9 protein-coding genes and 1 pseudogene are annotated in these 11,444 nt (G+C 64.4%); all 10 read right to left on the bottom strand.

What is annotated here, in order from left to right; translation table 11 throughout:
• A pseudogene (locus tag ACESNG_RS12875) lies at positions 1-185 on the bottom strand (hypothetical protein); the annotation flags it as partial.
• Between the two features lie 42 nt (positions 186-227).
• A complete protein-coding gene (locus tag ACESNG_RS12870; RefSeq protein WP_373058591.1) occupies positions 228-1,169 on the bottom strand; it encodes an ABC transporter permease in 942 nt (313 codons plus the stop codon).
• Positions 1,166-2,212, bottom strand: coding sequence for an ABC transporter permease (locus ACESNG_RS12865; protein WP_373058589.1), 1,047 nt, complete (start codon positions 2,210-2,212; stop codon positions 1,166-1,168). Before ACESNG_RS12865 ends, ACESNG_RS12870 begins: the two co-directional genes overlap by 4 nt.
• Positions 2,209-3,714 (bottom strand): ABC transporter ATP-binding protein, encoded by a 1,506-nt coding sequence (locus ACESNG_RS12860; RefSeq protein ID WP_373058587.1) that lies wholly within the window; start codon positions 3,712-3,714, stop codon positions 2,209-2,211. Before ACESNG_RS12860 ends, ACESNG_RS12865 begins: the two co-directional genes overlap by 4 nt.
• Positions 3,711-4,547 carry a Nif3-like dinuclear metal center hexameric protein gene (locus tag ACESNG_RS12855; RefSeq protein WP_373058585.1) on the bottom strand — a complete coding sequence of 279 codons (837 nt, stop codon included), beginning with the start codon at positions 4,545-4,547 and terminating at the stop codon, positions 3,711-3,713. Before ACESNG_RS12855 ends, ACESNG_RS12860 begins: the two co-directional genes overlap by 4 nt.
• 3 nt (positions 4,548-4,550) lie before the next feature.
• On the bottom strand, positions 4,551-5,609 hold the full coding sequence (locus ACESNG_RS12850) for a BMP family protein (RefSeq protein ID WP_373069271.1): 1,059 nt from the start codon (positions 5,607-5,609) through the stop codon (positions 4,551-4,553).
• 75 nt (positions 5,610-5,684) lie between these two features.
• Complete coding sequence (locus ACESNG_RS12845; RefSeq protein ID WP_373058581.1) at positions 5,685-6,650, bottom strand: ParB/RepB/Spo0J family partition protein; 966 nt, start codon at positions 6,648-6,650, stop codon at positions 5,685-5,687.
• A gap of 33 nt (positions 6,651-6,683) precedes the next feature.
• Entirely contained in the window at positions 6,684-7,478 is a 795-nt protein-coding gene (locus ACESNG_RS12840; protein ID WP_373058579.1) for a ParA family protein, read from the bottom strand.
• A gap of 398 nt (positions 7,479-7,876) precedes the next feature.
• A complete protein-coding gene (locus tag ACESNG_RS12835; protein ID WP_373058577.1) occupies positions 7,877-8,635 on the bottom strand; it encodes an SIMPL domain-containing protein in 759 nt (252 codons plus the stop codon).
• A 526-nt stretch (positions 8,636-9,161) separates the two neighbouring features.
• Entirely contained in the window at positions 9,162-11,132 is a 1,971-nt protein-coding gene (gene mnmG, locus ACESNG_RS12830; protein WP_373069270.1) for a tRNA uridine-5-carboxymethylaminomethyl(34) synthesis enzyme MnmG, read from the bottom strand.
• Between the last annotated feature and the right edge of the window lie 312 nt (positions 11,133-11,444).

Genomic DNA, 11,444 nt, shown 5'->3' with positions numbered 1-11,444 from the left:
GCGCCCTTGGCCGTCGAGCCGTTGTTGCGGCCGATCACCCCGCCGGCCACGCCGCCGGCCGTAGCACCGATCACGGCTCCCTTCTCCTTCTGATTCAGGCTCGCACAACCAGATACGGTCGAGCTGGCCACAATCGCTAGCAACAGCAGGCGCGTGTTCACACGGCCGGTATGTTGAGTTGTCATATGCATCCCCTTTCAAGTGTGTACCTGTAGGAATGGCATACTTCATACCACGGCACGGTGACCGCGTTTTCCCGTGACCGCCAGCACCACCAGGGTGAGCAGATACGGCACTGCCAGGAACAGCTGGTACGGGATGCCAGTCCAGCCCATCGACTGAAAGAGTGTTTGCAACGACGTTGCCGCGCCGAACAACAGGGCCGCGGCGGCCACGCCAAGCGGACGCCACCGTCCCAACACCACGATCGCAATAGCGATAAAGCCGCGTCCGGCTGACATCCCCTCCACGAATGTCCCCGCCTGCGCCAGCACTAAGGTGGCACCAGCCAAACCGGCCATCGCGCCGGCAAAGAGGACGGCTAGCAACTGAGTCCGCCTTGGCGAGATGCCTGCCGCGATCGCCGCTTCGGGATATTCGCCGACCGCGCGCAGTGCCAGCCCGGCATGTGTTCGCTGCATCCACCACGCCAACAGCGGGGCGACGAAGTAGAGCACGTAGGTCACGAGAGGCTGCGCGAAGAAGGCGCGGCCGATCAGGGGCAGCGACGAAAGGACCGGCAGTGCATGCGTGGCCGCCGTTGGCGTGGTCAGCGCCACGCCTCCCGCGCCGTACACCGTGCGATACACCGTGCCCGTGAGCCCGAGTGCAAAGAGCGTGATGGCGGTGCCGGTGATGATCTGGTCGGCGCGCAGCCCCACCGCGAAGAGTGCGAACAGGGCCGCTACCAACAGCCCCGCCACCGCGCCGGCCGCAAATCCACCACCAACGCCAATGGCTCCGGCCGCAATCGTTGCGCTGAGCGCTCCCGCGATGATCGAGCCCTCGAGCCCGATGTTGATCACACCGGCTCGCTCGCTCACGCTTTCGCCCAAGGCCGCATACGCCAGCGGCGTGGCGGTGCGCACCGTAGCCTCCAGCAGGCCGGCACCAACCGCCAGGGCGCTTATACCGACGGCGCTCACACCAACGGTCACGTCTTGCATCATGTGCCCGCCTCGTCCGCGCGTGAGGGACGCCAGCGGTCGGCCGCCAGCACCAGCAGTATCAGCAGCGCCTCGACCACCGACACGACCACACTCGGCACACCGGCATCGCGCTGCATCGCGTTGGCACCGGCTTCGAGCGCGCCGAACAGCAGCGCGGTGGCCAGCACGCCCAGCGGATGCAATCGCGCCAACAACGCAACCGCGATCGCCGTGAAGCCGTAGCCTGGCGAAAAGTTCTCGTACAGCGCGTACGTGATGCCCGTGTACTCCACCGCGCCCGCCAACCCCGCCAGCAGGCCGCTTACGAGAAACGCCCCGAACATCGTGCGCGGCACATCGATACCGCCAGCGCTGGCCGCAGCCGTTGGCGCCGCACCCACCGCGCGTAACCGGAACCCACTCGCCGTGCTGCGCAGCCACCACCAGACGCCGATGGCGACGACCATGACCAACAGCACACCAGCGTGCAAACGCGTGCCCTCGAGCAACACCGGCATTTGAAGCTCGGGCACGAGCGTCGCCGACTGCGGATTCACACGCGTCGGTTCCTGCAGCGGACCGCGCACCAGCCATCCGGTGAGATACTGCGCGACGAAATTCAGCATGATCGTGCTGATTACCTCCAGCACACCGAATCGCAATCGCAACGCTCCCGCGATCGCCGCCCACGCGCCGCCCGCCACCGCGCCGACCACCAGCATGACGGGAATGCCGATGAACCACGGCACGCCGACGAGTGTGCCGCTGATCGCCGTGGCCGCCGCCGCGCCGACCAGCAGCTGTCCTTCGGCGCCGATATTGAGAATGCCTGCGCGGAACGCCACCGACACCGCGAGTCCCGCCAGCGCCAGTGGCACCATGCGAACGATCGTGGCGGACGTGATCGCGTAGTACGACCCGAACGCACCGCGCACCATCGCCGACAAGGCGGGAACGACGTCGTGTCCGGTGGCAGTCAACAACACGGCCAGCATCGCGATCGCCGTGGCGAGCAGCACCAGGACTCGCGCCGTCGTGGCGGCGAATACGCGTCGCGTTGTCATCCGTCTGCTCCCAACGCGACAGCGGCATCACCGGCGTCACCGCTCAACATGGCGCGTCCCAGCACGTCCCGATTCTTCACACTCTCGATCAGGGCGCCGTCGTGCATCGCGAACACACGATCGGCCAACAGCACGACTTCGTCGAGATCACTGCTGTAAACCACGACCGCCATCCCCGCGTCGCGTGCTGCACGCAGCGCCTGATGTACCGCATCGGTGGCTACGAAGTCGAGCCCGCGTGACGGATTCTCGACCACCAGCGCCTCGCGCGCCGCTTCGAGCTCGCGTCCCAGCACGAGCTTCTGCTGGTTGCCGCCGGAGAGTGTTCGCGCGCGTGCGTCGGCACCGGAGGCGCGCACATCGAAGCGCTGCAGTAAGGCCGACGTGCGCGTGCGGAAGCTGTTCCAGTCGATCACGCCGTGGCGCGCACCAGCGCCCTGAAGCGCCGTGTTCTCGAAGAGCGGCGCGTCCAGCATGAGCGCATCACGATGTCGGTCTTCCGGCACGAATCCGACGCTCCCGGGAATGGTGCGCGTGCCTGATGTGGGCGTCAGCCGTCCCGATAGCACGCGCAACAGTTCATGCTGTCCCGCCCCTTCCACGGCGCCGATGCCCACGATCTCGCCGGCGCACACTTGCAGCGTGGCCGACCGCACGCGATCCACACCGTTGGCATCGCGCACTGTGACGGCGCTGAGCGCGAGCACCGGTGGACCCGATACCGCACCGGCTCGATCGTTCACATCGTCTGACGCGACGCTCGTTGTAGGCGCACGCGCGCCACCGAGCATCGCATCGGCCACGCGCGCCTGATCGGTGTCGCGTGCTGCGGTCGTGAGCACGGTGCGTCCACGGTGCAACACGGTGATATCATCGGCCACGGCGAGCGCGTCGCGTAACTTGTGCGTGATCAGCACCACGGCGTTGCCGGCATCGGCATAGCCACGAATCCAGCGCAGCAACTCGACCGCTTCTGCCGGGGCCAGCACCGCCGTCGGCTCATCGAGAATGAGCAACGTCACGTCGCGCGCAAGCGCCTTCACGATTTCGCATCGCTGCTGCGCACCAATGGGAAGATCCTGCACGCGCGCCTGAGGATCGAGCATCAGTCCTGCTGCTTCGGCCACATCGCGCACGCGATCGGCGGCGCGCCGCGGATCGAACGCACCATGTCCGCCGAGCGCGATGTTCTCCGCCACGGTCATCGTGGGCACCAGTGTGAAATGCTGGTGCACCATCCCGACGCCGAGGGCGAGTGCTTCCGACGGTGATCGCACGGTGATCGGCGAGCCGCGCCACCGCATCACGCCCTGCTGTGCGCGCAACAACCCGAACACGACGCGCATCAGGGTCGTCTTGCCTGCACCATTTTCGCCCAGCAGCGCATGGACGCTGCCGGCCCGGACCCGCAGCGACGCGTTCTCCAGCGCGCGCACGCGGCCGAACGCGTGCGTGATACCGTCGAGCGAGAGCAGCACTGCTCCCGTCGGCGCGGTCGTCACGATCCGGTTGGCAGATGCAGGAATGACCAGGGAAGCCCGAAGCGCGTTTCGAGAAATGCACCGAGCGATTGCACACCAAGTGTTTCCGTGGCGTAGTGCCCGGCGTACACCACGCACAAGTCGTGCTCGATCGCATCGACCGTGGTGTGATGCGGCCCCTCACCCACGATCAGCGTATCGACGCCGCGATCGCGTGCTTCACGCAGCGTCTCCGACGACGCGCCGCCACCGGTGCAGATGGCCCACCGATGCGTGCGTCGACCCTGCGCCGGAATCGACGTACGCACGCTGCCACCGTAGCGGGCCGAGAAGGCCTGCACGCGATTCACCAGTTCGTTCGTGGGTTCGTTGGCCGTGCCGGTCACGCCAATGTCGACCGACTTGAAACGTGCGAAGCCACCATCGGGTGTCAGCCCGAGCGCCTGCGCCAGCCGCGCGTTGTTTCCATGCCCGGCGTGCAGATCCAATGGCAGATGCGACGCGTACACGGCCAGACCGCTGGAGAGAATCGAGCGATACTTCTCGTACTGCACCCCGACGAGCGGCTGCACGCCACTCCAGAACAGTCCGTGGTGCACGATCAGCAGGTCGGCACCGGAGATCACTGCCTCGGTGATCGCGGCGCGCGAGGCATCGACGGCCACCGCCACGCGATGCACTGTACCGGGGTTCGCCACCTGCAGGCCGTTCACCGCGCCCGGATAGTCGGGGATCTCACTGGTGCGCAGTTCGGCGTCGAGCGCCGACACGATGTCGCGCAGCGGGACGGACGGCAGCGTACTGCCGTTGCCGCTGGCCGACGCGAGAATGCGATCCGTGGCTGGCGTCGACATGATTTACTTCGCCGCCGGCGGCAGTGCCGGCGGCAATGGCTTCGCGCTGTCCGTGCCCTGCAACAGATCGGCGAGTCCGGTAAAGGTCCCGGCCATGAGCATCACACCGACCGAATCGCTGGCGGCGATTGCCGCCGCCGGCACGCGATCCCGCATGGTCGGATTGATGACCAGGCGCACGACATCGTCCTTCACGCCAAGGTTGATCACGCGCCCTTTAAACGTGCCCGCTTGCACCTCACGCGCAACCATCAGAAACGCTTTCGGCAAATCGATGACGATGCTCGCGATAATCACATCGGGGGCGACGCTGTTCTGATTGGCGTTGGTGCCGATCGCGAGAATCTTCTTCTCTCTCGCGGCTTGAAAAATGCCAAGTCCGGCGGCATCGGCGTTTTGCAGAATGATGTCGACCCCCTGCGCGATCTGGGCGAGCGCCTGTTCCTTGCCGGCGCTCACATCGTCCCAGTTCCCGATGTACGACGTGATGATGCTGACTTTGGGATTGACCGACCTGGCGCCGCGCTCGAAGGCCAGAAAGCTGGTCTTCACTGGCGGCAGTTCAGTACCGGCGATCAGTCCGATCTTGTTCGTCTTCGTCATCGCGCCGGCGATCATACCCGCCTGATACGACGCTTCTTCAAACGCGAACGCGAGGCCGGCTATGTTCGGCGCCGTTACCCGGCCCGACGTGATGGCGTAGTTGGTTTTGGGATAGCTCGGCGCGACCCGAGCGGCGGCTTCCTGATACTCGAAGCCGTTGCCAATCACGAGGTCGTAACCCTGCGCGCCATACTGTCGGAAATTCTCGTCGAACTCGGCCGGCGTCCTGGTTTGGATATGCGATGTTTCCGCGCCCAGCGAATCGCGAATGGCCAGCAGCCCTTCATGGGCGATCCCGTTCCACGACTTGTCCGAGATCGGTCCGGGGGTCAGCAGCGCCACCCGCAATTTCTTCGCACCAGTGGAATCGGCGCTGTCGTCGGCCTGTTCTCCACCGCAGGCGGCGAGGAGTCCGATCAGAGCGCCGATGGCGACGCGGGCGAAGCGATTCCTGATCATAGAAGTATTGTGTGATGTTTTGGCGCTTTAGTGCGCTGATGAAGGCGCTTTGATGCATCCAAAAACAAGCGTTGTCTAATCGAGCGAAACGCCAAGGAGGTCGAGGAGGCGCTCGAGGTCATCGTTGGAGAAGAAGGCGATACGGACTTCGCCTTTGTCCTTCGCTGATAGCTGAATACAAACGCCGGTCTGGAGTTTCCTTCGGAGGCGTTCTTCAATCTGTCGAACCGTGGCTGCGGAGGCGCCTGCGGGCACGATTTCTTCGGCGTCGGACCGTTTCTTCCCTGCTGCTGGCGGATTGGGCCGTCCCGCTTGTACGCGTCGTTCGACTTCGCGAACGGAGAGTCCACCTTGCACGATGTCGCGGGCCATGTCGACGATAGCTCGTTCGGTGGCGAGCGGGAGCAGGGCACGGGCGTGTCCCGCCGTGAGCTGCTTCTCCTGCAACATCCGGCGCACCGACGCGGGGAGCTGTCGGAGTCGGAGGGCGTTGGCTACGGTGGAACGATCTTTTCCGATGACGTCGGCGACTTCCTGATTGCTGAGCTGGAATTCGTCGGCGAGCCGTTGGTAGCCGTCGGCCTCTTCGATAGGGTCGAGGTCAGCGCGCTGGAGGTTCTCGATCATCGCCAGGACCAGCAGCGTCTTGTCGTCGACTGACTTTACGAGGGCGGGAATTTCGGTCCACCCAAGTCTGGACGCGGCTCGGAAGCGGCGCTCGCCGGCGATCAATTCGTAGCCGGTGCCGTTGGGGGCGGGGCGCACGGTGATCGGCTGGAGCAAGCCATTCACGCGCAGACTCGCCTCGAGATCGGCGAGCTCTTCGGGCCGGAATTCTTGCCGCGGCTGATAGGGATTGGGGCGGATCTGCGAGAGCTTGAGCGAGCACAGCGGGGATTCGTCGCGCGCAGATTCGGGCGCAGCAGACGAGTTCGCGGAAGCCGAACTCGCGGCGGCTTTGAGCGAGTCTTTCGGGGCGTCACGACGCGCGAGGAGGGCGTCGAGCCCGCGACCGAGACGGCGAGGGGGTTCAGGCGTCATAAAATGCTACGTAAGTGCTTGATGCAAGTAAGGTTACGCGTCTTCGGCCGCCGTCGATGCGGCGGCCGTGCGGTCAATGAGCTCCCGTGCGACGGCCATGTAGGCTTGGGCGCCGACGGAGGACACGTCGTACACCACGATCGGCTTTCCGAAGCTGGGGGCTTCGGCCAAGCGGATGTTTCTAGGGATGACGGTGGTGAAGACTTTGTCTCCGAAGTGTCCGCGGGCGTCGGCGGCGACCTGTCTCGAGAGATTGAGTCGCGCGTCGTACATGGTGAGCAACACGCTGTCGACTTCAAGTGCCGGGTTGAGCGAGTCCTGTACACGCTGTACGGTCCCGAGCAGCTGCGAAAGTCCCTCAAGCGCGTAGTACTCGCACTGGAGGGGGATGAGGATCGCGTCGGCGGCCACGAGCATGTTTAAGGTGATCAGCCCGAGGGACGGGGGGCAATCGATCAGGATGAAGTCGTAGCGATCGCGGATGGGCGCGAGGGCGTCCCGCATCCGTGTGCCGCGGTCTTCGGTATTTACCAGCTCGACTTCGGCGCCGGAAAGTTCGGGCGTGGTCGGAAGGACATCGAGATGCCGGAATTGGACGTTGCGGATGAGGGCCTGATCAACAGAGGCGCCCCCCATCAGGACGTCGTAGCAGTCCATGGAGAAGTCGTCGCGCGAGATTCCGCAGCCGCTGGTGGCATTGCCCTGCGGATCCGCATCGATGAGCAGGGTGCGCTGTTCCGCGACGGCGAGTGAGGCGGCGAGGTTGACTGCGGTGGTGGTTTTACCGACTCCACCTTTCTGATTGGCGATTGCGAGGATGCGTGCCAAGAGTCGTCTACGAGGAGGGTGCGCGGGGAGCGGTAGTATAGGCGCCGCTCAGGTCCAGAACTATCGTGTGAGCAGACCAATCCGACGGTTTCGCGGCATGATTTCGGTGGTTTTGGCGATTTATCGCCTGTTCACGTCCGCTCTCGTCAATTCACATCTTTTGCAGCCTGTTTCACGTGAAACGCGGCGGCTGCATTTTTATCGGTCGGTGTGTGAATTCAAGATATCGGCACAATCGTGATCCGCGTAGGGAGGCGGCAGGGGGAGATCACGCCGTTTCACGTGGAACAATTTCCCGGAACGTCCTGGTATCGATCTGACAGCGGTAAGAAAAGCGGGAGGCCTGACTGTCAGGACTCCCGCTTACGTTCCTCTCCGCACGAAACTGAAGCCGTTCTCTACTTCGTAAACCGCCAGCGCGTGGTCACACTCATGGCGATCGTAGCCAGGCCTTCGCTCACCGGCGTTGGTGCCGACGCATCGGCCATTTCCATCTTCGCCATGGCCATCACGGCCCGCGGCTGTGGTCGCTCGAACTCGTTGATGTTGATCTCGAGCAGTTCAGCCACCTGTCCGCCGGCGGCCTTGGCGGCGACTTCTGCTTGGCGGCGGGCACTCTCGACGGCCTTGGTGAGCGCGGTTTCCTGCGCCTTCGCCCGGTCCTTCACGAGAAAGTCGAGCCCGGCCACGCGGTTGCCACCGTTGGTGAGGGCGGCATCGATGATGGGACCGGCCTGTTCGATCTTGTCGGTCTCCACCTGGACGATGTTGCTGACCCGGTAGCCATCGATCACGACACGCTGGGTCTTCTCGTCGTATCGCTGCATCGGCATGACGCTGTAGTTGAGCGTCTGAATCTGCGCGGCGGGCACGCCCAAGGCGCGGATCGCCGCTAGGATTGCCGTTTGCTTCTTGTTGTTCTCCTGCGAGGCAAGTGCCGCAGTCCGGGCTTGGGTTTCCATGCCGACCTGCACCTGCGCCCGGTCGGGGGCGACCTGCACTTCTCCCCGACCGCTGACCACGATCTGCGCCGGCGGTAGCGGCATAGACATCTGCGCAGCCGCCTGCGTGGCGAGTGGTGGTGTCGCGAGCACGCCGAGCACGAGGGCTGCGGTAGTAAGCGGGCGAACGGACCGGTTCGACACACGATTGCTCATGGTGAAGCTCCTCATCTATAAAGAAAGCGTGAAGTGGTAATCGCTGGTACCCTGAAGCGGCATATACGATCGATTTTTCGGGCAGTTTGATGGCGAACCGTACTTTAAGGTCTGGGATTAACCAACAAATTACGAAACAGTATCAACACATTATCGAATCACCATAGATACACCATTGGCGCTACTTCGTTGTAGTACCTGAATCGGTTCGGCAACTCACGGCCGCGAATTGATAGACGGATGATTTGCCCCGGTATGGACGCGCTGACACTCTTCGGAGACGAACCGATGCAAGAATCTTGCACTCGCGATTCGCTGTTCTTCGCGTGCCTTCGCGCCCTTCGCGCCCTTCGCGCCCTTCGCGCGAACCGCGGTACTTTCGGCTCGTTCGGCGCTCTCGGACAGCCAGCTGGTTCGCGCGAAGCTCGCGGAGGACGCGAAGGCACGCGAAGAACAGCGAAGAACGAATGCTTGAGAAAAACATCGCGTCGGCGGACAGGGGCGCGCTGAACCCCTAGCCGTGCCGCTACTCGCCTGCGGGCTTGCGGTGAAGCTCCATCATCAGGTTCTGCAGATCTGCCGGGCTGATGCCGGGTATCTGACCCGCTTGAGCCAGCGTGGCCGGGCGGATACGCGTGAGCTTCTGGCGCGCTTCGATCGAGATCGTCAGCATCGCCTCGTAGTTCAGTGATTCGTGCAGCGAGACCGACCCCTGTGCCTTGAGCCGGTTCGCGCGATTGCGCTCCTTCTCGAAGTAGCGCTCGTACTTGATCTCCAGTTCGGCGCCGACCACCGCGTCTACCGGGAGGCCATCACCTACGCCGGCGGCGGCGAAGAGCGCTTGCAGCGACACATCCTGACGGCGCGTGAGCTCGATCGCGCGCACCGCGTGCAGCAATGGCGCCGATCCCACCGCCAGCAACAGCGGGTCCGCCACGGCGGGCGTCATGCTCGTGCGCTCAGCCAGCGCATACGCCTCACGCACGGCGCCAAGGCGCACCGCCAGCTGCGCCTGCTCGGCCGGTGCCAATAGCCCCAGACCGTCGGCCATTTCACCCAACCGCGCGAGCGCGTTGTCCTGGCGCACCGTGAGACGGAATTCGCTGCGCGACGTGAACAAGCGATACGGTTCGTCGACCCCGCGCGTGACCAGGTCGTCGATCAACACACCGATGTAACTGGTCTCGCGACCGAGGATCACCGGATCGCGTTCCTGGACCCAGCGCGCCGCATTCAATCCGGCGATCACGCCCTGACCCGCCGCTTCCTCGTAGCCCGTGGTGCCGTTCACCTGCCCGGCGAAATACAAACCGTGCACGGCCCGTGAGGCGAGTGTCGACGAGAGCTGCGTGGGCGGATAGTAATCGTACTCGATCGCGTAGCCGGCTCGCGTCATGCGCACGTCTTCGAGCCCGCGCACACTGCGCAAGACGGCGAGTTGCACTGGTGCCGGCAACGACGTGGAGAGGCCGTTCACATACAACTCACTCGTGTCGTGTCCTTCCGGCTCGAGAAAGAGCTGATGCTGCGCCTTGTCAGGAAACTTCACGACCTTGTCTTCGACACTCGGGCAGTAGCGCGGACCGCGCGACGCGATCGCACCGCCGTACATCGCCGATTCGGAGAGATGCTCTGCGATGAGCGACGTGCCTGCTGGGTCGAGCATCGTGAGCCAGCAGGGCATCTGCGCCGGATGACGCGTGTGCTGAAGCCCATCCACGAGCTGCGTGCGCGGCGTGCTCCAGAAATGCGACCACGAATAGTCGAACTGTTCGATCTCGCTGTGCTGCCGTTCGAGATCGGACGTGCGCACGCTGCGTCCATCGATGCGCGGCGGTGTGCCCGTCTTGAACCGCTCCGTGGTGAGGCCAAGGGCATCGAGCTGTTCGCCCAGTAACACGGAGGACGCTTCGCCGGCGCGACCGCCGCTGATCTGCGTGCCGGTGCCGATGTGCATCTTGCCGCGTCCGAACGTGCCGGTGGTGAGCACCACCGCGCGCGCGCCGAAGCGTCGGCCCTCTATGGTTTCCACGCCGGACACGCGCGTGCCACTCGCATCGAACAACAGACGCGCCACCATACCCTGAATCGTCATCAGGTTGGGCTGCGCCTCGAGCAACCTACGCACCGCGCGTCGGTAGAGTCCGCGGTCGCACTGCGCGCGCGGCGACCACACGGCCGGCCCCTTGCCGCGATTGAGCATCCGGAACTGCACCGAGGCGAGGTCGGTGGCCCGCGCCATGATGCCGCCCAGCGCATCGACTTCGCGCACCACTGTGCCTTTAGCGATGCCGCCGATGGCCGGGTTACACGAGAGCTGGCCGATCTGCTCGAGTGCACCGGTGATCAACGCCACGGAGGCGCCTGACCGCGCTGCGGCGACCGCCGCTTCGGTACCGGCGTGGCCGCCGCCGATGACGACGACATCGAACGACGCCTCCATGGCGGTGACAACTGAGTGGAGACGATCGGAACGGGAGGGCGAGGGCGCAGTCATGACGCTTTAAAAGTAGGCTGTTGCTGACTAGGCCGCTAATGGGTGCGTAGTGCCGTCGTGCGGTGTACAACACGTGCTGCTCGTGGAACAGGTTCTGCATGATCTGCGGGTGCTTCTGGCAGCGGACGAGATGTCGGCGCACGGGAGCCCTCATCTCGGCCACAGCATCACGCAAACGTCCGCCTTGTTCTCTGCCACGAACAGTTTCACGAGACGCGAAGAACAGCAGAAATGATCGATACGGGCATCGCGCCGGCGGACCGGGGCGCGCCGAACCACCACTCCTGTGGTTGCTGTGCTTCGCGGGCCTTC

The sequence above is a fragment of the Gemmatimonas sp. genome (assembly GCF_041689975.1).
GTDB lineage: Bacteria > Gemmatimonadota > Gemmatimonadetes > Gemmatimonadales > Gemmatimonadaceae > Gemmatimonas.
The sequence above is the reverse complement of the archived record's forward strand: the minus strand, read 5'-3'. Positions and strand labels throughout refer to the sequence as shown.

Excerpts from the sequence above, each read along its gene's own strand:
- ACESNG_RS12870 (WP_373058591.1), bottom strand. The coding sequence starts at position 1,169 with ATGATGCAAGACGTGACCGTTGGTGTGAGCGCCGTCGGTATAAGCGCC.
- ACESNG_RS12865 (WP_373058589.1), bottom strand. The coding sequence starts at position 2,212 with ATGACAACGCGACGCGTATTCGCCGCCACGACGGCGCGAGTCCTGGTG.
- ACESNG_RS12855 (WP_373058585.1), bottom strand. The coding sequence starts at position 4,547 with ATGTCGACGCCAGCCACGGATCGCATTCTCGCGTCGGCCAGCGGCAAC.
- ACESNG_RS12850 (WP_373069271.1), bottom strand. The coding sequence starts at position 5,609 with ATGATCAGGAATCGCTTCGCCCGCGTCGCCATCGGCGCTCTGATCGGA.
- ACESNG_RS12845 (WP_373058581.1), bottom strand. The coding sequence starts at position 6,650 with ATGACGCCTGAACCCCCTCGCCGTCTCGGTCGCGGGCTCGACGCCCTC.
- ACESNG_RS12835 (WP_373058577.1), bottom strand. The coding sequence starts at position 8,635 with ATGAGCAATCGTGTGTCGAACCGGTCCGTTCGCCCGCTTACTACCGCA.
- mnmG (WP_373069270.1), bottom strand. The coding sequence starts at position 11,132 with ATGACTGCGCCCTCGCCCTCCCGTTCCGATCGTCTCCACTCAGTTGTC.